A 19,814-nucleotide genomic window follows, 5' to 3' on the forward strand; every position below is an offset into this window, starting at 1 on the left:
ACTCGCTTTGCCGGGTTGATTATTGTTTTGAGTTGTGGATCATCCCTGTATGTTTTGCCTTGTAGAATCTAAAGCCCATCCAAAAGACCAGTCCCAGAAGAATGAACACCCATAAATGGACGAGCGCAACAAAGAAACTGATAAAAAGATGCCAGCCTGAATAAAAAGCGTTGCTCACCCTTTGCGAAATAGGAAGGTTGTGAACAGAAAGGTCGGAGTTAGCGATAACCTCTTTTTGGATCAAAGGCGGCTGTATAAGGTTGAGAGAAACAGCGCTGTATCGCACATCGGCATCTATCCGCCTCTTATTTATTTCCTGATCAATCTTTCCGTCTTCTTTCTCTATTAAGGCTGTAGCGTCAGCGGTTTTAACAGCTTTTTTTCTCCCGTCTATTAAGAGTTCCTGTCTTATTTTCTGTTTCATTGACGATGCAAGATAATCTATACTTTTATCCTCAATATCCAACCTGCTATTCAGAGTGAACGTAGCGACGGAGGCGATCTCATTCATGAATTTTTCGAGGTTATCTGTAGGTACTTTTACAGTTATATCGGCATGCGTCGAATAGGCGGAGATGACTAAGACGGAGTCTGCTGATATCTGGAGATTCTTTTCTTTATCCTGAAAGGTTTCAATGTTATGATGCGTAACAATACCGCCAAGAACTCGCGCCTTTTCTGAAATCGTCCGGCTGCTCTCATATATGTTCTTTACCTTGATGGTCATTCCGGCTGTTTTTACAAGCTTGATGGAATCGCCTCTCATTCCAGAGACCGACATTGAAGAGTCTGCACTTGGATACATTTCAGCACTTTCGTGCTTATTAGAACTGCAGGCGGCGAAGAAGAAAAAGATAACGGAGCAGAAAATGGAAGCGGGAGTTTTCATACTGGTTAATTTTTAAATTGATACGCCAGTCCATTAAAAGGTAACCTCTTTAGTATTTACAACAGAAAAGCCACAGTCCGGTAAGCCCCCGCCCTCTCTCTCCCCATCGCTGACAGGAACTTCCAAACTGTGGTATATGAGTCCGGTCATCTTTAGATCTTCCCCATCCGCTGGAGGCAACTCATTGAACAAGGAAGCAAATGACCGGATAGCTTTACATGGATGCCGCTACCGCTGTACTTGTATTGACAATGGGCCATATAGCAGCGCCGGGTACGGGTACACTTATTCCTAAAGTTTTACCACGTTGCATGTTATCGGGTCCAAAGTAGTAGAGAGGCCATCCTTTATAGACCAACTGAGTTTTGCCGAAAACGGTTATAACATCAAACTGTGTTTTATCCAGTATTGAAGGAATGCTGCCGATGCTGTTAATAGCATATACCGGCCACACCCCGTCATGGACAGGATCGTTATTTGAATATTTGTTTTGTTTAAACCTATCATTCTTAAAAGCATACAGCGTATTACCATTAGGGTCAGTTAAGTACTGTGATATTCCCACTCCCGCCTGACCGCTACTATTGTACTGCACTCCGTCATCCCCTACCAGCTGTGTGTAGGAAACCATCACCGTATAGTCCGCTTTAGCAACAAACCAGTTATTACCCACGCCGTCGCCTTTTACTTCTCCCGCCTTAGTATCGCTCTGGTAGTAATATAATGGCCATCCTTTGTAGGTTGTTTGTTTTGATCCATCGGCACGGGTGATAGTTCCAAAATCAGAGGCATTCAATCCGGCACCAATAGATAGATTGTCTTTGTAAAAAACAGGCCACACAACAAGACAGCCATCAGTACAGCTTGAACTTCCGGTCGCATCATTCGAAAAAAAGTAAAGTGCCTGACCGGTGTTATCGGTAATAATGTTTCCAAAAGTAGCATTTGAGCTAAGTTGAACACCCGTGACCGTTGATGTGTTATCACCGTTGTCGTCGTCATCTTTGCTGCAGGATGAGCCTGTTAGGATAAGAGCCCCAACTGTCAGCAGATAGCATAGTTTTTTTAGTTCCATAATAAATGTAATTAATAAATGAGTTTGCTGATAGTGATTACGCCCTGAAAAATTGAAAGGTTGCCTGTGGTGGAAAATGTTTTTGTGCAAATGAGTAAGATTATATCAAAGGAGGCTTTATTGAGGGCTATTGCGCGGTGATTTTGAAAATTTCATATATTTAATATTGATTATGTACCGATGAATTATTTATCTGAGAAAAAAATAAAAAAAAGTCAATACCAAGGCAACCAAACAGCTGTTCATTCCGTGATATGTTAAAAAAAGGCAGAAACTTTTAGAAAAGCATGTACCCGTTATGGGCGAGGCAGAACTACATCAACTAATAGCAGGCTGCTTAAAGCAGGACCGAAAGGATCAGAAAGTGCTTTATAAGGCATTCTATGGATTTGCGATGAGCATATGCCTTCGTTATGCAGGTAATCGTTATGAAGCGGCTGAAATTATGAATAATGGCTTTTTTAAAATTTTCACGCATCTTGATAAGTACAGTCATGATAAGCCCTTTAAAGCATGGATGGGGAAGATTATGACGAATACGGCAATAGATTATTATCGGAGCAATTTGAAAATGGCGAACACTGACGGCCTTGAAAAAGCTGAAGATATTGGTCACGATGATTTTCCGGATAAAAAATTACGTTATGACGATCTGTTGGCAATGGTTCAGCAACTTCCTAATGCCTATCGTACAGTATTTAATCTTTATGCTATTGAGGGATATAGTCATGAAGAAATAGGAGAAATGCTTGGTATTAGCGCTGGAACGTCTAAGTCTAATTTATTTAAGGCACGGGATAAATTGAAGCGAATGGTCTTGCAAGCTGATTCTATTGGTGGAAATGCAAGTGGTGATTCCTACACAACTATAGTTGCCATTAATCCAATTAATTTAAGTGTTACTTTTTTTAACAACGGGATATTTAAATGAAGACTCCTGACGAAAATAAAATAGATCGCCAGTTCAGAGAAGGACTAAACAGCTCTGAGGGGAATGCTGAATTTCGTGAGGAGGATTGGACGGTACTGGAGAAAATGATGAATGAAAGCCGGCCCCGTAAAAACAGTGTAATTTGGTTGTATGTTGTCTCAGCTGGTATTGCTGCTGTATTTCTCTTGTTTTTAATTCTTCCTTTTTTAAAACCAGTTACAACAGTCAGCAACCGGGTTAATAAGGTGGTCGGCGTACAGCATAGAAAAAGTAATAAGCCGTTAGGTAAAACCTATGCGGAACCCCCGAGGGCCTTAAGTCCGACGAACGAGAAGAAGGAGGTTGACAGTAAGAATAACATTGAGAAAGCAGTAGTATTTGAGCGGTTGCCGTTTAGTGAAATATCCAGGGCTTATATGGCAGGGATAGGCAGGGATTCAAATACCAGCGCGTTTACAGGAAGTAAAATATCGCTCGACAGCATTATTCCTGAGTCTACTCCTGTCTTTGCAGGCGTTGAGCCAGAGAAGGCAGATGCATTGGATATAGCAGCGGACAGCCGCGAGGAGAGGAAAGCAGCGACCAGCAAAGTTCCACGTATTTCCCTGGCTGTTATCACGGCCCCTGATGTAAATGGCGTCAATTCGTTTGCGAATGGGCAGGTAGGAGTAAACGCAGGAATACAATTGTCGCTGCAATTATCGCCTAAGTGGAGCCTCTCGACCGGGATGGGATATGCAGTTAAACCTTATAAGATTGGCTCCGAGCAATTTAAAGCAGGCGACTATTCTTACTCTTATGGCAATCGTCAGACGGACAATGTGGTTGCTAACTGCAAGGTTCTTGATGTTCCTGTTAATGTCAATTACCAATTTTTCAGGAACGGAAAAAGTACGTTTAGCTTGGGCACAGGATTATCGTCCTATTTTATGCTTCGCGAGAAATACACGTTCAACTACACAGATAATAGCGAGTACACTTATCGGGTATCGAACCAGAACAAACATATATTAGGAGTGCTGAACCTGAATGCTACCTATCAGCGCGAAGTAAGTAAAAGTTTGAACTTAATAATGCAGCCCTATTTAAAGCTACCCTTAACTGATATTGGTAACGAAGGAATAGATCTAAGGTCGGTAGGAGTAGCTTTTGGCGTGGGGTGGAACATTAATAGCCGAAGAAAACAATAGTCGTATGAAATATATCGCTTTTATTTTGCTTGCCGGATTCGGGATGAATCAGGCAGGAGGGGAGAGCTACGTCTCAAAGAACGCACGTATCAGCCTCTATTCCAAGGCTCCGCTTGAAGATATCGAAGCGGTGTCGGGAAAAGGTGTGTCGGTACTCAATACCACTACCGGAGCCGTTGCTTTTACAGTCCCTATTAAGTCCTTCCAATTCGATAAGTCACTTATGCAGGAGCATTTCAACGAGAACTATATGGAAAGTGATAAGTTTCCCAACGCTTCATTCAAAGGAAAGATTCAGGAGAAGTTCGATGTTTCAAAAGAAGGAACATATCCGGTTCGCGCCATAGGCATATTGGACGTTCATGGCGTAAAACAAAGCAGGACCATTCCGGGCACCATTATCGTAAATAAAAATACCGTGAGACTGACTTCAGAGTTCACTGTCCAATGTAAAGATCACAAAATAGAGATACCGCGACTGGTTTTCCAGAAGATTGCCGAAAGTATTCAGGTAAAGGTTTCCACTGATTACACTAATTATCAAAAATAATCACCCATACTCCCCAATGTTATGAGAAAAACGCTGATATCTATGCTCCTGCTTGTATCGACAGCTGCGCTGGCGCAGGAAGCCGATTCTACATCAACTGATTCTATTATGAACGCTTTAGTCGATAAGGACAAGGCAGAGCCGGTAATAGCATCATTTAAATCTACAAGGCTGATTCTGACCTCAACTACTGAAACTATAAAGAAAAATAACCTAAACTTTATGGTAGTTCACCGCTTTGGCGATGTTGCCGGATCTGGGGGCGGGGCAGAGACCTTGTGGGGGCTGGATAATTCTTCCGATATTTATATTGGCTTTGAGTACGGCCTTAGGGATAACCTGGATATTACATTTGGCCGGAGTAAGTATGAACAGCTGCTTGATCTGGGACTGAAATATAATGTTCTTAAACAAACGTCGGACAACAGTGTGCCTTTTGCTGCTACACTTATTGCGTCTATTGGACTAAAACCTTACAAGGTAACTACAAATGTCTTTGACGATTACTCAAACAGGCTCTCGTATTTTTACCAGGCTATTATCTCACGTAAGTTCTCTTCGCGGTTTTCACTGGAAATTGCACCTTCTTTTTTAAGGAATAATCTTCCCTTTCCATATATAGCAGGCAACGAAAGGAATATCTTTTCGTTATCGGCAGCTGGTCGCTTGAAAGTGACAAAGCGTATGGGTATTGTAGTTGACTATGCTCACCCTTTCTCTAAGTTCAGAAACGACAGTGAAGCTCCAAAGTTTTATGATCCTTCTGCTGCAGGCATTGAAATTGAAACTGGAGGGCATGTTTTTACGCTCAACTTCAGTAATGCACAGGCTATATCACCTATAAATTACCTTGCTGATACTGAATCCAAATGGACAGACGGCCAATATCGTATCGGATTTACTATTACACGTGTGTTTGATTTTAACCGCGGACATAAAAGTACATATAAGTAATTCATCAATTAAACATCAATAACATGGAAAGAAAAGAATTCTTGTCTACGTTGGGCATTAGCCTTGCAGCAGTATGTATGGGTTGTAGTCTGGCTTCCTGCGGAAGCAGCCCTGCCGAAGAAGCAACTCCTGACCCGGATGGCGGCGATGGCCCCGATGGGTTGTTGACCGTTAACCTTGATGCCGAAATGAAGAATACAGGTGAATTTAAAACTGGTAACGGTATAATCCTCGTCAGAATTGCACAAAATAATTTGCCTGCCTCTTTTGCTGCCTTACAAATAGCCTGCACGCACCAGGGGACGCCGGTGACTTACAGCAATGCACAGGGCAAATTTATTTGCCCGAACCATGGCAGTGAATTCAGTACCACAGGAGCGGTTTTACAGGGGCCGGCAACTACGCCCCTTAAAACTTATACAGTACAAATTACCGGTTCAACATTGACAGTATCTTCATAAAGGAAGACACTGTATTCTTTTACAGATCCCGTGCAGATCCCGTTGTTATAGAGTGAAGTAATATTTCTCAGATAAGTATTTATTTTAGAACATAAAAACGTATCTTCAATAAATCATTTTGTTATGGGATTTGTAAAAGAATTTAAAGAGTTCGCAATGCGGGGCAATGTTATTGATCTCGCAGTTGGTGTAATTATCGGTGCCTCTTTTGGTAAAATAGTCACATCTCTGGTGGATGATCTGATTATGCCTCCTATAGGATTTCTTACCGGAGGGATTGATTTTTCTGAAAAAAAATGGATCTTGAAGCCGGCCGATACAGCTAATTCTGTGGCAGAGGTATCCGTAAAATACGGCAATTTCCTAAATACACTCATTCAGTTTCTTATCATTGCCCTTTGTATTTTTATTATTGTTAAGGTAATAAATCAATTGAATCGTAAGAAGGCTGATAGTCCTGCCGTTCCGCCTGCACCTACTAAACAGGAAGTGCTGCTCACAGAGATACGTGATCTCCTGAAAACGAAATAATGCACGTTTAGCTAGTGTAATTATCCTCCGGAACGCTTGAGGCGGGAGGGTTGTGTTCCTTTGGCCTATCCTAATTTATTAACATGAAACATATTCTCGTTTATTGCTTATTATCAGCTGTTTTGGTTTGTCGGGCGCAGCAACCTTTAAGAGTTGGTATTGCAGGTTTAAGTCATGATCATGTGCATAATGCGATGAACCAGTATAAACGGGGAGAAGTGATTATTGTGGGCATCGCAGAACCAGATAAAAGAATAGCAGCCCGGTTTATTAAAACATACAACCTCCCCGAATCACTTTTTTTTAAAGATCTGCCTGCTCTTTTAAGGCACACTAAGCCCGACGCCGTTCTGGCATATAATTCTATTGCGGATCATTTAGGTGTGGTTGAAACTTGTGCCCCTCAGGGAGTTTCGGTTATGGTGGAGAAACCACTTGCTACTACAGTGAAAGATGCTGAACGAATAGCGAGCCTCGCCGCCAGATATAATATTCATGTGCTCACTAATTACGAAACAACCTGGTATAACTCGAATCAGCAGGTTAATACATTGGTGCAATCGGGTAATATTAGCGAGATACGGAAAATGATCGTGCACGATGGACATAATGGTCCAAAGGAAATAGGATGCAGCGCTGATTTCTTAAGCTGGCTTACCGACCCTATTCAGAATGGAGGAGGTGCGATCAGGGATTTTGGTTGTTATGGAGCAAATCTGATGACCTGGATAATGAAGGGACAAATGCCAATAGCAGTTACTGCTATTACCCGGCAAATCAAGCCTTCTGTTTATCCTGAGGTTGACGATGACGCTACTATCTTACTTGAATATCCGCGGGCGACAGGTATAATCGAAGCCTCGTGGAACTGGCCGTTTAATATTAAGGATCTTGAGGTTTTTGGTACAGGCGGATACCTTCATGCTCTGGACAATAGTAACTTATACCAGAGAAAGAAGGATATTACGGAAAAAATAGAGGTTAAACCTGCTATATACCAGGATAATCTTTCCTATTTAGCAGATGTGTTGAGAGGGAAGGTGCAGCCCGGCGATGATCTTTCATCATTGTCTAATAATTTGATTGTGGTTAGAATACTTGAGGCTGCCTCTCGTTCAGCAAAAGAAGGCAAGCGAATAGTGTTTTAATAATAGTGAATTCAAAAAATCCTTTCAGATAAAGTCTTTGGCCTTGCGCATGCAACTTTATAGGATAAAGTCTGTATAACCACAGTGATGAATACAAGTTATTGTCATAATGGATAATATACCAGAAAGTGAAGATAAGGTAAGTAGTCAGTCGACTGAGGGACGACCGAAAATTGATTATAACGGAATCCTAAGTTCGATTACAGAAGGTATTTTTGCTCTTGATCAGCAAGGGCTGTGTGTATACTGCAATTTAGCGAGTTTGAGAATGCTGGGATATAGTTCTGAGAAGGAGTTTCTCGGGAAGAAGCTTCATAGTTTGCTGCATTTCGCCCACCCTGATGGCCGCTCATACCCAGTAGATGAGTGTAAAATTCTACATGCATCCACTTCTGGAATTCATATTTCCGTAAACGATGAAGTGTTCTGGAGGGCTGATGGAATTCCAATACCCGTTAGTTACTCCTGTTATCCGCAGTTGGTGGACGGGAAGTTAACCGGCACAGTAATAACCTTTTCAGATCTCTCAGAACAAAAATTACAGCAGAAGAAACTTGAATCGAGCGAAGCCAAATATCGTAATATCTTTAAAAATGCGAACACCGGAATTATTTATGTTAATGAGTACGGATATACGGTTTCAGCCAACCAATCATTTTTGTCACTTATTCAATTTTCTCTGGCTGAACTTCAGATGATGCATTACTCTGAGTTTACCAACAAGGAAGACTTCGAAACAGAAGTGCTTTTGAGGAGAGAAATGAAAGAAGGGAAACGGGAAGAGTACAAAATTGAAAAGAGGTACCGTCGGAAGGATGGGAGGATAATCTGGGTGAGTTCCTGTGTTTCGGCCTTTCGTGAACAATTATCCCATCCTCTCTTCTATGTGGCTGTTGTTCATGATATTACAGATCGAAAGGAGTACGAGCAAAAACTGCTGAACAGTAACAATACAAAAGACAAGTTCTTCTCCATAATTGCACATGACCTGCGCAATCCCGTGGGGTCACTGAAGATAATGAGCGACCTCTTAAATCAGGATCTGCAAAAGGGTAATATCTCCGGTGTCACAGAAATAGCGGGGATTATGGACAAGCAGATTGGTAACACACTTAGTTTACTAAATGATCTGCTCGAGTGGAGCCGGGCGCAGACAGAAAACATTGCCTTTTCGCCGACGCCCGTTAATGTAAGAGACATATTTTCTGAACGCTCAGACTTCCTGATGATACAGGCTGGTAATAAAAACATTACTATTGAATATGACACAGATAGTGATCTGATGGTTTATGCCGACCGGCAAATGTTAAATACAATCATGCGCAACCTAATCACAAATGCTATTAAGTTTAGCTACGAAAAGAGCATTATTTTTCTTCATGCTGAAGAAAGAGTAGGGTGGGTCTTGATTTCAATCACAGATCGTGGCATTGGGATACCGAAAGTACTTCTTGAAAAATTATTCCTTCCTGATTCTAAATTTAGCACTTACGGAACTAAAAATGAAAGTGGCACAGGCTTAGGGTTGTTGCTGTGTAAAGAGTTTGTAGAACGGCACGGTGGCAGGATATGGGCTGAGAGCGAAGAAGGACAAGGAACGAAATTACTGTTTACGCTACCAATATATCGCAAGAACTGATTGTTTGTCAGTGTTTTATTTTAATTTATTGATTCAAACGGTTTGTGCCCATGTTGGTTCTCCAAAGAAATCAAACTTTCTTAGGATTGAATAGTTATTTATTATTGGTTTAACTAATTTAATCAGAATAAGGATTTAGGAACATGAATTTTCGAATATCAATATTGGCACTTGTCGCTGTAGCAGTGATGAGCCAAAGTTGTGTTACTACAAAAAAATATGATGCGCTTCAAACCAAGTACAACAAACTTGACAGTAACACCCGCGACCTTCGCCGGCAATATCTGCTGACCGAGAGAAACCTTGCTGTTTCTACCAACAGGGTCTCAAGCCTAGAAGATCAGATTGCTTCAGAAAAAGCAAATGTAAAGTCGCTGCAGGATGCGCTCGACAAATGTTTGAATTCTTCAAATCAGGGAAGCGTAAATATTTCAAAACTTGTTGATGAGATAAACAGCTCCAATAAGTATATTCAACAGCTTGTAAATGCGAAGAATAAAAGTGATTCGCTTAATATGGTGTTAACCAATAACCTAACTCGTTCATTGAGTCAGCAGGAAATGCGTGACGTTAATGTGCAGGTATTAAAGGGTGTAGTTTATATCTCGCTTTCAGATAATATGCTCTACAAATCGGGCAGCTATGAAATTTCGGAAAAAGCCGGAGAAACGCTCAGCAAAATATCGAAGATCATCAAAGATTATAAGGATTATGATGTTTTGATCGAAGGTAATACTGATAACGTGCCTATTTCTCAAAAAAATATCCGGAATAACTGGGACTTAAGTGCTTTACGTGCTTCATCTGTTGTTCAGGCCCTCCAGAATACTTACGGTGTTGAACCGAAGCGTTTAACTGCCGGGGGACGAGGTGAATACAACCCCATCGCAAGTAACAATACCGAGGAGGGGAAAGCTAAAAACAGGCGTACTCAGATTATTATCACACCAAAGCTGGATCAGTTTATGGAACTGATAGACAAAGCACCTGAAAATCCACAGGAATAAGACAGGCGTAAATTGCAATGCATAAAAACAAAGGCGCGATTTTCGCGCCTTTGTTTTTATGCATTTTCCAGGTCGGCGATAACTAATTTTTTCATTTGCATTAACGCTCCCATTACCCGCTGAGCCCTTTCAGGATCTTTAATTAGCCCCGGCAATGCCTTGGGTATTATTTGCCAGCTTATACCATATTTATCAGTCAACCATCCGCAGGCAACTTCTTTTCCTCCGTCGGCTGTGAGTTTTTCCCAGTAACGGTCGATTTCATTTTGACTATCACACTCTACCACCATAGAAATTGCATCATTGAATCCGAAACCGTGGTCTGCCGAGCTATCCATGGCCATTACGCTGAAGTCCTTTATTTTAAACTGAGCATGTTTAACAAATTCTGGTCTCTCGCCGTCCTTCTGACTATAGTTTAATATGCCATGAATGCTGGACTCTGGAAATAGATCGGTGTAAAATTGAATAGCCTGGGCGGCTTTACCAGCGTTTGTGCCTGTAAACATCAGTGTCGGGCAAAATTTCTGCGGCGTATCGCTTTTATCCTGGGTTGTATATAATTGCCAGGAGACACCGTATTTATCCTGCAGCCATCCATACTTCGGGCTCCAGTCGTAGCTATCCAACGGCATTAAAGGAATTCCTTCTGTGATCAGCTTGTTCCAGTAATGCTCTGTTTCTTCAGCATTTTCAGATGTCACCATGAATGAAATAGATGGATTAGGCGATGCCGCCGGGCCATCATTGAGGAGCATGAATTTTTGCCCGCTCAGGTCAATCTGGATAACAAAGGGCATTTCCTGTATAATCTTTCCGTTGCCGAAGCAGCCGACATAATAAGCAGCGGCCTCCTGGATCATGCCTTTGATGCAAAGACATGGATATATCGAATTATTCATGTTTGATTCTCTAGAGTTCGCAGATTTCTTTTAGTTTATTCAGCGCCTGTGGCCATGCGGTCGTAAAGAAGTCCTGATATTCTTTTGTCCCCGTGACATCGACGGATAACAATGTACCTCCGTTTTCCTCGGTAAAGGTGTAATTCTCATATGCGCCGGCCCAGCTTTCAACTTCTGGTCCTTCCGTTACTTCCTCGTCGCCTTTTAATAACCCATCATATTTAATCGAAATAAATTTTCCCGGTATATTCTCTGCTATGTGTGCCACCATACCACCTTTCTCCCCTTTTTCGTCGGTGCCAATGAACAGGATTTTTGATCCCTTCTCCCAGGACCCATCAAAGTATGAAGTTGGACAGAAAGGTGCTGTCCAAACGCTGTACTGCTCTCTGTTGAGCATAGTATCAAATACTTTTAGCGTTGGCGCATTAATATTGATCTCAAAATGGAGTTCTACGAGGTTGTTTTGCATTTCAATATAGTTTTTTAAGTTATTCAGTATTGCTTGCCAGCCTTCGCGCTGCATTTCTACCGGGTTCATGTCCTCTGCTTCGAAGGATTCCACAACATGGGTCTCATCTCCTTTTGAGGTAAAGAATATCTTTACTTTGCGGTCATCGCCAAGAGTATATTCAAGGTATTCGTTGGGCTTTACAATGTTGAATACACCCTCGAAATCGAACCCGAAGCTTCCATCTTTGGCCTCCATACGGTAGTTGAATGTTCCTCCTGGCCGTAGGTCATGTTCAGCTTTCGGCGTATGCCAGTCAGGCGATGCACTGTTCCATTTGGTAATGGCATCGGTGTTCGTCCAGGTGTTCCAAACTTTCTCTACAGGCGCGTTAATTGTCGTTTCAATTGTAATGATGGTTTTGCTTGTTGTTTCCATGACTCATTTTCAATTTGGTTAATTACGATGTAAGTTGTTTTAGATGTCTGATAAACAAAATTACACACCATATACACAACCAGAAGGGGGTAATAACGACAATAAAGGGGGAGATTGCGACGTTTTAAAACGCTTCGTTCAATCCAAGAAAAAATCCACGCGCGCCATATTTTCCAAAGGCATAGTCGAGGCACAGATTCGTTCGTGTTGATTTGTTAAACAGGACACGGAGACCGGCACCGCCGCCTGGCTGCCATTTTTCGAATAGCCTGGTTTCAGCTTCGTCGTTTGCAGTTTGGATATTGAAGAAAGCAACACCACTGATGAACTTGTTTTTTAGGATGGGGAAACGATACTCCGTTTCGGAATAGAAGTATTTCGTCCCCTTAAAGTAGGAGAAAGTATATCCCCTGCCGCTGCGTGCGGCAGGATCTTTCCCCGTGCCGGGCAACTCAAAATAGGGTAGCGCTCCGCTTAGTACAGACGAGCCCCAGCTCCAGAATGCCAGAACATGTTCCGGGTTCCGGTGAGAAAGACTCCAATATTTTCTAAAATCGCCTGTTAATTGTACCGCATTTCTTGAACTACCTATCCAGGTCTGATTTGCGCGAATCCCAACGTCGGCATAAATGCCTTTATATGCCCGGTTTTGATTATCGCGCGATGTGTACTGTATATTAAATAGGAATCCATTCGACATATAGTTGCCCGGATCAAATCCATAGCGGCCACTATAAACAGAGTAAGGTGTGATACCCGTTGATCTCCTGTCCTCAATTTTTCTCCTGATATCAAAAGACACTCCCGCTCCAATAAAAAGGTTTTCGCGAACCTGCTTATATATCTTTTCTCTGATATTGTAAAATCGGGCGTGCAGGACGTAGCCTTTTCGGTCGGGATTAGCTAATATACGGTCCTCTTCGTCTCCTCCGGGTTCATTGCCTATTCCTAATCCAAAATCGGGTGTAACCGTCTTAGCGGCTATCAAACTTCCCTGAAGGTTCCATTTATTCCCCGGCGTGAAAATGTTATGACTGATGTAGAAATATATTATACCTTTTGTTGTAATGGATGCCGAAGTTGCAGCTACCGACATCAGCGTATTGGGATCTTTACCCAGTATTTTTCCGGCTACTGCTTTAATTCCGATCTGTGCACCGATACTAGGGTTATATGCCACATTAGGCATTGGCGTAATTCCCGACTTCTTGCGAAGAGAGTCTGGTTTTCTGTTGGGATGGATAATGTCTTTAATCAAGTCGGCCATATCATACTGCTTGAGTATAGAATGATCTGGCCTTTCTGTTATTCCTGGCTTTGCTTTTAAAGAATCATTTTTTAAAGAATCTATCGGATTGGTTATCTGGCTATAACTGTTGCCGCAAAAGCACACTGCTACAGTATGAAAGAAAAGCTTTAAGAATGAAGGAATCCATCTGTAGAGTATTAAATGACGCCTTTGAGTTTGAAGTGAATGTCCCAAGTTCAATTTATTTATTTCTGCAAGCCGATGTAGAATTTTGAACCGCAGAGTTGCCAAAATGTTTGTATCTGATTTTAAATTGAGATTGTGCGGGTGCCCGTCAGCTTTTACCGGTTTTATTCGGGCATTCACCGCCTTATCTTGTAGTTGTACCTAATTAGGCTGGTATTCGATGGTCACGACTTATAGTTTTGGTTGTAGAAAATGCATGTCAGGATGAACCAGGTTAGAAATTTAATTTTACCTTCCGTCGTTGGGAAAAGGGTTTCAGAATTCTCCCCGAACAGCAAGTCAGGTGCGAATTTACGTTGTACTTTTTTACAGCTTGTCAGAGAGTTGTGCGGTAAAGTTACCGTACTTATAAGCCCTTTCCTGTTGTTGCTGCTTCCCATGGTTTTCGGCCTGCTCATTTATTCGGGACAATATAGAACCCGGAGCTATAAGACATCGGAGGAGAAAGCAAGGCCAGTCGTCATTAGGGAAGTAAATACCCGTGTTAAGTGAGTATTCCCTTTATTCACCCGTATAAAGCTCACTCTTATATCTTTTTGCCAGCAAACCTGTAGCAAACGAAAGATCAATATCAGAAACAATCACACCCGCGTTGCCATATGTTTCGTGAGCGGTACATGTCCCGTCCGGGGCCACTATAGCGCTTGCTGATTCAGGGTAGATAAAACAATAGTTCGAGCTTGCGAAATATATAGTGTTCTCTAATGCTCTCATCATCATTGCCTTTTCGTAGTAGGGATTGTCTCTATTGCCCCATTCAGTCAGTTTTGGTCCTTCTATATTACTACCGGCGCAATGAGGATGAAATACTATTTTAGCCCCTTGCCTCGCCGCCCACCTTACAGATTCGGGATAGCGAAACCCTTCATGGCATATAGTAATGCCGAATCTTACTCCATTCACTTCGAATATAGCACGCTCGGTGCCGGGAACCCAAAGATGGTCTTCTGTCGGGTCTAACTGGTTCTTGGTTTGATATCCCAATACGGCTCCCGTTGAAGATATAACAAAAGCTAAGTTGGAGAGTCCCGCAGGAAGCTTCCAGTCCATTGGCATTATAATGTTAAGGGAATACATAGCTGCTATTTCACAAACCTTATCCAATGCGCTCTTTAGCTTTTCAAAAGAGCGCTCCAGAGGGTCAAATGTCGTTAAGGGATATCCCGGAATATATGACTCCGGAAAACAAATGATCTCGACCTGCTTCTCTGCAGCCTCTTTAACTAGTTTTTCCGTCCAGTACAGGCAATCGTCAATAGATTTTGGAAGGGGAGGGGAAGCTATTGCAATTTTCATGAATATGATGCTGTTTGTTTGACGTTTCTAAATGTATGGGAACATGGTGAATAATTTCGCCGTTTCAATTCCTTCATTTACCGAATTCCTTCTGGTGTCTGCCTAATATGCGTTGAAGGACCTTAAAGGTGCAACTATCTTTGATTTATCAAAACGAAAATAACTTAAAAATTAAAAAAATGAAAACGCTTACTACAATTACCGCCGCAGTATTATTAGCTACAGTATTTGCTGCATCAGCAGATGAAAGAACAGAATTAAAAAGCGAAACAACCGCCGTCAGCATTAAGGCGCCCGTTTTCGAATTTGGCAGTCCTGAAGATTTAAATTATGCGGATGTTGAAAAACTAAAGACTATAAGCTTCAGAGCTCCGGAGTTTGTTTGGGGAAGTCCTGAGGATTCGGATCTGTCTGAACTGAAGAATATCAAAACAGCGACTAGAGTATTACAAGCGCCAGCGTTCGAATGGGGTTCCCCTGAAGACGTAAATACAGTTGATGTGCGTCTCCTTAAATTCCGGGCGCCAGCATTTGTATGGGGATCACCAGAAGAAGTAAATATAGGCGGATGAACTTTCTAGTCCGGCAAGCTGTAATACGGGTAGGTTCCGGAAATATGAAAGCCTAATTTTTGGGCCAGCTTGAGCGAACAGGTATTCTCTTTCCTGCACGACCAGACAGGAGTGAAGCCGTTTTTCAGGCAATAGTCAATAAGGGCGTTGCATGAACGTATAGCAAAGCCCTTTCCGCGGTATGAACAAAGAGTCTCAACCCCGATTTCGAGCTCATTGTTTTTTATGTAAGCCGAAAAAGCCAGACTCACTATTCGGCCCTCTTTTACTACACCAAAGGCTATCCCTTTTTGTATAAACTCTTCGTAACTGTTCCAAAAAAAACGAGGTACTACGTTTCCGAGCATTTCATGCATTGTAGCATCTATACGTTTTAACTCAAAGCCTTCGGGAAGCACGGTATTTACTCGATGATATTCGCTCTGCTCGAAATTGAAATTGACCCTGTTCCAGCGAATAATATGGCTGTGCCCCGTTTCTTTTATCAGATAATCACGTTCGCAATTATTCGCATATAGTTCATCACAATAATTTACAAGTTTGTCTTTTAGCAAAATGGTGAACACATCATTCCATTTAGACGGATACACCTGCAACCATTCTTTTTGTTTCCTGTATTCCCAGTTGTTATCCTGCAGATAATACATCAGGTTCTCGTTAAAACTATAGTTATCAGGATTCCCACATAATAGCGACATGCCGTAAGGGTGTACTATGTACGCCGTTTTTGGTGCGTCGATCGAGTCAACATATATTTCACCTTTTACATCCCCGTCCGTTACAGCGCGGGCAAACAATATATTAAATGGGATACCTTCGAGAAGAGGGGTGACTTTATGATAGTTATGTTCTTTAATCTTCAGCACAGCAGGATTGATTAGGTAATTACTTGAGCTGGTAAATTTATATTGAAATCGCTGAAGAAAAAGTGATTATGGTCATACCTGCGGCAAAAAAACAGGTATTTTGATTGATTTCATGAGATCAACAACTGCAATATATCTACCCAGCCGATTTTATCAGTGGTAAAATAACTATGAACCTGTGCTGTATCTTTATCAGGGTCGGTGGGCTAACAGGTATTCGAAGTAAAGGCCCAATTCCTCTTTGCTTCAAGGTAGTCGCTTAATTCGTTTTGTTTAAACGTTCTTCATCTGATCCTTCAAGCTTGCAGATATTCTTTTTTACTATTGTTTTTTCCTCATCTGTATGAGCAAGGTCTAGCGCGGCTTTAAAGTGACTTAAGGCGCGGTAACGGTCTATGCCAGAGTAAAGATTCCCAAGCAGCGAAAAATAAAAATGGCTGTTGCTGATGTTCAGTTTTTCAGCCTCAGCAATCGCTGGTTCTTTGCCGCGCGCTTTTGCAAGGGCGAAGGTTCTGTTGAGTGCGGCAACAGGTGAATACTCAAGTATAAGCAAGTTGTTATATTGACCAAAAAGGGTAAAGGGCAGTCATACGTTCCGCTTTTTATTTTCCCCGAACAAAAAATTTTCTCACTACGGGGCACCTTTGATATTTATTCGAGTAATGTTCCCAAATTTTGACGATTCATTAAGATGAATCCTTAGGACGATGGTGGTAAGGGGTTCGAAAATGAGATACTGCATTATTATATACCTTCTTATCCAGGCATTACTGCCTCTTCTCTCAGTAGAGTACGGGGAAACTCGTAATTCCATTCAAAATCTTGCCAAATGTAAACGAGTTTTTATACTTGATTGCTGAATTTTGCACGGTATCGATGTCCCCTTTTTTTATGTGGATCGTCAAATGTTGAGAGTTTATTGCCTGCTTTAATGTCTTTTTTGCCTGCAAGACGCTATCTCCGCTGGACGTGTGAATTGCTTAATCATATTTTAGCAACATTGTTACGAAAAATGAAATAAGGTATATAAAAAACGAAAAAGAAAAAATGAGAAAAATAATTCCTATGGTGATTATAGCCACTGTTTTATCAATACAGCATATCCATGCCCAATTTGGGAAATTGAAGAACAGCGTGGATAAAGCAAAGAATGTCACCAGCCAAACACAGAGTGCTGCTGAAAAAGCGAACGATGCAAAAGAAAAGGTGGAAGGGGCTTCGTCCGAGGTGAACAAGAAAATGGGCAAGGTGAATATTTACTTCTCTAAGGCGAGGTTTAATGGAAATACTCAAAGTGCTACCAAAGACTTTGGAGAGGGAGACAACATTTATGGCCATATCGTTTTCCCAAAACCGATAAGGGAATATGTAACCGACAATACATTGACGTTTGACGTAGCGTACAAAAAAGACGGAGAGGATAATTACTCAGTCAACTATGTAAAAATAGATGCTACCAAAATTAACCAGGATGCAAAAGAGCTGGATTTTGATGTACTGGCAAAACCATCAGAGGCCACTACATTGTATGCGGATAGAATGCAGGCACCTTCATTAATAGCAATGGTTATGCAAACCTCCGAACCCGGAACCAAAACGGAATTTAGCTGGAAAATAGAAGGCTTGCAAGGTAACTTTTACCTTACTATGAAAAGTGCCAAAAGCTTTGCCGCTTTTGTAACCCCGATACAGCAAAAAGCAAATGGCTTTGCACAAAACGACGATGCCATGAAAGCAGAACTACCCAAAGAATTCAGCCAGAAAAGTTACGCTTTCGCCGATCCGCAGCTCAGCAAAACGGCCATCATTAAGTTCCTGCCTGCCGGTGTAGAGGTGCTGAAATTTGTAGTAGGGCCGGGTGATGATTATAAAGTAATGAAGAATGAGCTGGGTGTTATCATTTACAAACAAACTGCCCGTTACATTATGATTGCCTACAAAGACAAAAAGAATGGAAACTGCTATTATGACAACATGATCTTTGAACGTCCTTATGAAGGTAACGGTAAGTACGGTAGCCTGAAAGTCCGCACTAACGGCGAGCGGATTGATTGTAGTAAAATAAAATAATGATGCAAAAGACGATACATTTTTACAGCGAGGGCTTACGACTGGCGGGTAATTTATACTTACCAGAGGATATTGTCCCAGGGAAGAAATATCCCGCTATAATCGTTGGTGGCTCCTGGACAACCGTAAAGGAACAGATGAGCGGTGCATATGCAAAGCGCCTGAGCAAACACGGGTTCATTACTCTTGCATTCGACCCAAGGTATTTTGGGGAGAGCGAAGGGCAGCCGAGGTATTGGGAAAACCCCGAAGCAAAGATTACAGATTATGCCAATGCAATAAGCTACCTGCAAACATTGAACGAGGTAAACCCGGAAGGAATTTTTCTGACTTCAGTTTGTGCAAGTGCAGGATACATGGCGGTTTTAGCGGCGAAAGACGACCGTATAAAGGGGATAGCCATGGTGGCAGCATGGCTGCATGATGCGAATGCTGTACGGCTGATTTATGGCGGTGAGCAAGGTGTGCAGAATAAAATAAATGCTGCGCAAAAAGCCTATCAAATCTTTAGTGAAACAGGCGAAGTAACCTATATCCCCGTCATCAGTACCACGGACACCTCAGCAGCCATGTTTGGCGAATATGACTATTATTTAAACGCAAAGCGGGGGGCTGTGCCGCAATGGAACGCCGATAAATTTGCAGTTATGAGCTGGGAAGGATGGCTCACATTCAATCCTATGCCATTGGCTACCGCTGTTATGCAGCCAGTGTTAATGGTACACGCTGACGACGCTGTACTTTCTGAAAATGCAAAGCAGTTTTTTGCCGCCATTCCACATACACAAAAAGTATTACACTGGACAGAGGGGACACAATTTGATTTTTACGATAACCCTCTACAACTAACCGAGGCTGTTGCAGCGGTAAGCGTCTTTTTTAAAAGTGTTTTGGTATCATCTGGTTTTCAGGAAAACAGTAACGGGATTATTCGACAGATAAACAAACTGTTTACCGGAGTCGATGATCGTAATTGGCAAGAAGTGATGTCTGTTATGTATGAAACGGTATTGCTCGATTACTCTTCTATGAACGGAAATCCGGCCAACATGCTTACACCAAAAGAAATTACTGACGCCTGGGCAGCTTTCTTGCCGGGCTTTGACAAAACGTATCATCAACTATCGCAATTTGAGCTACAGCCATTGGGAACCCATCTTACCGCGCATTTTAAAGGATTGGCTGAGCATTGGTTAGGTGACGAATGCTGGACTGTAGAAGGTAGCTATGATATGGTCTTCAATTTTATTAATGGCGTATGGTTGCTTACCGAAATGAAATTCAATTTTGAAAAGCAAAATGGCAATACAGAGCTACCTGGTTTAATAACAACAAGAATAAATAAATAA

At 41.9% G+C, this 19,814-nt stretch carries 20 protein-coding genes; 12 read left to right on the forward strand and 8 right to left on the reverse strand.

What is annotated here, in order from left to right; translation table 11 throughout:
• Positions 1-19 precede the first annotated feature (19 nt).
• Together BDE36_RS09460 and BDE36_RS09465 are read right to left on the reverse strand one after the other, a co-directional pair.
• Positions 20-889, reverse strand: coding sequence for a DUF4349 domain-containing protein (locus tag BDE36_RS09460; protein ID WP_141814671.1), 870 nt, complete (start codon positions 887-889; stop codon positions 20-22).
• Positions 890-1,103: 214 nt separating this feature from the next.
• Entirely contained in the window at positions 1,104-1,964 is an 861-nt protein-coding gene (locus BDE36_RS09465) for a hypothetical protein (RefSeq protein ID WP_128769273.1), read from the reverse strand.
• Between the two features lie 298 nt (positions 1,965-2,262).
• Here BDE36_RS09465 and BDE36_RS09470 point away from each other — a divergent pair, with 298 nt between their 5' ends.
• The 9 genes from BDE36_RS09470 (at position 2,263) to BDE36_RS09510 (ending at position 10,375) form a co-directional block, all read left to right on the forward strand.
• Positions 2,263-2,895 carry an RNA polymerase sigma factor gene (locus tag BDE36_RS09470; RefSeq protein ID WP_141814672.1) on the forward strand — a complete coding sequence of 211 codons (633 nt, stop codon included), beginning with the start codon at positions 2,263-2,265 and terminating at the stop codon, positions 2,893-2,895.
• Positions 2,892-4,085: an outer membrane beta-barrel protein gene (locus BDE36_RS09475; RefSeq protein WP_141814673.1), complete on the forward strand. Its 1,194-nt coding sequence runs from the start codon at positions 2,892-2,894 to the stop codon at positions 4,083-4,085. The genes BDE36_RS09470 and BDE36_RS09475 overlap by 4 nt, the downstream gene beginning before the upstream one ends.
• A gap of 4 nt (positions 4,086-4,089) precedes the next feature.
• The gene (locus BDE36_RS09480) at positions 4,090-4,635 is read left to right on the forward strand and encodes a YceI family protein (protein WP_141814674.1); all 546 of its coding nucleotides are present in this window, start codon (positions 4,090-4,092) and stop codon (positions 4,633-4,635) included.
• 21 nt (positions 4,636-4,656) lie between these two features.
• Positions 4,657-5,589 carry a DUF5777 family beta-barrel protein gene (locus BDE36_RS09485; RefSeq protein WP_141814675.1) on the forward strand — a complete coding sequence of 311 codons (933 nt, stop codon included), beginning with the start codon at positions 4,657-4,659 and terminating at the stop codon, positions 5,587-5,589.
• A gap of 23 nt (positions 5,590-5,612) precedes the next feature.
• Entirely contained in the window at positions 5,613-6,050 is a 438-nt protein-coding gene (locus BDE36_RS09490; protein ID WP_141814676.1) for a QcrA and Rieske domain-containing protein, read from the forward strand.
• 123 nt (positions 6,051-6,173) lie between these two features.
• Positions 6,174-6,581 carry a large-conductance mechanosensitive channel protein MscL gene (mscL, locus tag BDE36_RS09495; RefSeq protein ID WP_141814677.1) on the forward strand — a complete coding sequence of 136 codons (408 nt, stop codon included), beginning with the start codon at positions 6,174-6,176 and terminating at the stop codon, positions 6,579-6,581.
• 83 nt (positions 6,582-6,664) lie between these two features.
• Entirely contained in the window at positions 6,665-7,729 is a 1,065-nt protein-coding gene (locus BDE36_RS09500; RefSeq protein ID WP_141814678.1) for a Gfo/Idh/MocA family protein, read from the forward strand.
• 109 nt (positions 7,730-7,838) lie between these two features.
• Positions 7,839-9,368 carry a PAS domain-containing sensor histidine kinase gene (locus BDE36_RS09505; protein ID WP_141814679.1) on the forward strand — a complete coding sequence of 510 codons (1,530 nt, stop codon included), beginning with the start codon at positions 7,839-7,841 and terminating at the stop codon, positions 9,366-9,368.
• A 143-nt stretch (positions 9,369-9,511) separates the two neighbouring features.
• A complete protein-coding gene (locus BDE36_RS09510; protein ID WP_128769264.1) occupies positions 9,512-10,375 on the forward strand; it encodes an OmpA/MotB family protein in 864 nt (287 codons plus the stop codon).
• Positions 10,376-10,431: 56 nt separating this feature from the next.
• Here BDE36_RS09510 and BDE36_RS09515 read toward each other — a convergent pair whose 3' ends face one another.
• The 4 genes from BDE36_RS09515 to BDE36_RS09530 all read right to left on the reverse strand — a co-directional run bounded on the left by BDE36_RS09515 (position 10,432) and on the right by BDE36_RS09530 (position 14,957).
• Positions 10,432-11,277, reverse strand: a complete 846-nt coding sequence (locus tag BDE36_RS09515) for a VOC family protein (protein WP_128769263.1) — start codon at positions 11,275-11,277, stop codon at positions 10,432-10,434.
• A 10-nt stretch (positions 11,278-11,287) separates the two neighbouring features.
• Entirely contained in the window at positions 11,288-12,166 is an 879-nt protein-coding gene (locus tag BDE36_RS24150) for an SRPBCC family protein (protein WP_141814680.1), read from the reverse strand.
• Between the two features lie 124 nt (positions 12,167-12,290).
• Entirely contained in the window at positions 12,291-13,649 is a 1,359-nt protein-coding gene (locus tag BDE36_RS09525; RefSeq protein ID WP_235904418.1) for a BamA/TamA family outer membrane protein, read from the reverse strand.
• A gap of 513 nt (positions 13,650-14,162) precedes the next feature.
• Positions 14,163-14,957 carry a carbon-nitrogen hydrolase family protein gene (locus BDE36_RS09530; protein ID WP_141814681.1) on the reverse strand — a complete coding sequence of 265 codons (795 nt, stop codon included), beginning with the start codon at positions 14,955-14,957 and terminating at the stop codon, positions 14,163-14,165.
• Positions 14,958-15,136: 179 nt separating this feature from the next.
• Between BDE36_RS09530 and BDE36_RS09535 the strand changes: the two genes are divergently transcribed.
• The gene (locus BDE36_RS09535) at positions 15,137-15,529 is read left to right on the forward strand and encodes a hypothetical protein (protein ID WP_141814682.1); all 393 of its coding nucleotides are present in this window, start codon (positions 15,137-15,139) and stop codon (positions 15,527-15,529) included.
• Positions 15,530-15,534: 5 nt separating this feature from the next.
• Here BDE36_RS09535 and BDE36_RS09540 read toward each other — a convergent pair whose 3' ends face one another.
• Positions 15,535-16,395 carry a GNAT family N-acetyltransferase gene (locus BDE36_RS09540; RefSeq protein WP_161987589.1) on the reverse strand — a complete coding sequence of 287 codons (861 nt, stop codon included), beginning with the start codon at positions 16,393-16,395 and terminating at the stop codon, positions 15,535-15,537.
• Between the two features lie 259 nt (positions 16,396-16,654).
• Positions 16,655-16,948, reverse strand: a complete 294-nt coding sequence (locus tag BDE36_RS09545) for a hypothetical protein (protein ID WP_128769258.1) — start codon at positions 16,946-16,948, stop codon at positions 16,655-16,657.
• 494 nt (positions 16,949-17,442) lie between these two features.
• On the opposite strand from BDE36_RS09545, the gene BDE36_RS09550 reads away from it, so the two are divergent.
• A complete protein-coding gene (locus BDE36_RS09550; protein WP_128769257.1) occupies positions 17,443-18,465 on the forward strand; it encodes a hypothetical protein in 1,023 nt (340 codons plus the stop codon).
• Between the two features lie 2 nt (positions 18,466-18,467).
• Positions 18,468-19,814 (forward strand): nuclear transport factor 2 family protein, encoded by a 1,347-nt coding sequence (locus tag BDE36_RS23675; protein WP_202616878.1) that lies wholly within the window; start codon positions 18,468-18,470, stop codon positions 19,812-19,814.

The organism is Arcticibacter tournemirensis, assembly GCF_006716645.1.
Classification (GTDB): Bacteria; Bacteroidota; Bacteroidia; order Sphingobacteriales; family Sphingobacteriaceae; genus Arcticibacter; species Arcticibacter tournemirensis.

Bases quoted from the DNA above. Each gene is read 5' to 3' on its own strand.
- BDE36_RS09460 (WP_141814671.1), bottom strand. From the start codon at position 889: ATGAAAACTCCCGCTTCCATTTTCTGCTCCGTTATCTTTTTCTTCTTC.
- BDE36_RS09465 (WP_128769273.1), bottom strand. From the start codon at position 1,964: ATGGAACTAAAAAAACTATGCTATCTGCTGACAGTTGGGGCTCTTATC.
- BDE36_RS09470 (WP_141814672.1), top strand. From the start codon at position 2,263: ATGGGCGAGGCAGAACTACATCAACTAATAGCAGGCTGCTTAAAGCAG.
- BDE36_RS09475 (WP_141814673.1), top strand. From the start codon at position 2,892: ATGAAGACTCCTGACGAAAATAAAATAGATCGCCAGTTCAGAGAAGGA.
- BDE36_RS09480 (WP_141814674.1), top strand. From the start codon at position 4,090: ATGAAATATATCGCTTTTATTTTGCTTGCCGGATTCGGGATGAATCAG.
- BDE36_RS09485 (WP_141814675.1), top strand. From the start codon at position 4,657: ATGAGAAAAACGCTGATATCTATGCTCCTGCTTGTATCGACAGCTGCG.
- BDE36_RS09490 (WP_141814676.1), top strand. From the start codon at position 5,613: ATGGAAAGAAAAGAATTCTTGTCTACGTTGGGCATTAGCCTTGCAGCA.
- mscL (WP_141814677.1), top strand. From the start codon at position 6,174: ATGGGATTTGTAAAAGAATTTAAAGAGTTCGCAATGCGGGGCAATGTT.
- BDE36_RS09500 (WP_141814678.1), top strand. From the start codon at position 6,665: ATGAAACATATTCTCGTTTATTGCTTATTATCAGCTGTTTTGGTTTGT.
- BDE36_RS09505 (WP_141814679.1), top strand. From the start codon at position 7,839: ATGGATAATATACCAGAAAGTGAAGATAAGGTAAGTAGTCAGTCGACT.
- BDE36_RS09510 (WP_128769264.1), top strand. From the start codon at position 9,512: ATGAATTTTCGAATATCAATATTGGCACTTGTCGCTGTAGCAGTGATG.
- BDE36_RS09515 (WP_128769263.1), bottom strand. From the start codon at position 11,277: ATGAATAATTCGATATATCCATGTCTTTGCATCAAAGGCATGATCCAG.
- BDE36_RS24150 (WP_141814680.1), bottom strand. From the start codon at position 12,166: ATGGAAACAACAAGCAAAACCATCATTACAATTGAAACGACAATTAAC.
- BDE36_RS09530 (WP_141814681.1), bottom strand. From the start codon at position 14,957: ATGAAAATTGCAATAGCTTCCCCTCCCCTTCCAAAATCTATTGACGAT.
- BDE36_RS09535 (WP_141814682.1), top strand. From the start codon at position 15,137: ATGAAAACGCTTACTACAATTACCGCCGCAGTATTATTAGCTACAGTA.
- BDE36_RS09550 (WP_128769257.1), top strand. From the start codon at position 17,443: ATGAGAAAAATAATTCCTATGGTGATTATAGCCACTGTTTTATCAATA.
- BDE36_RS23675 (WP_202616878.1), top strand. From the start codon at position 18,468: ATGCAAAAGACGATACATTTTTACAGCGAGGGCTTACGACTGGCGGGT.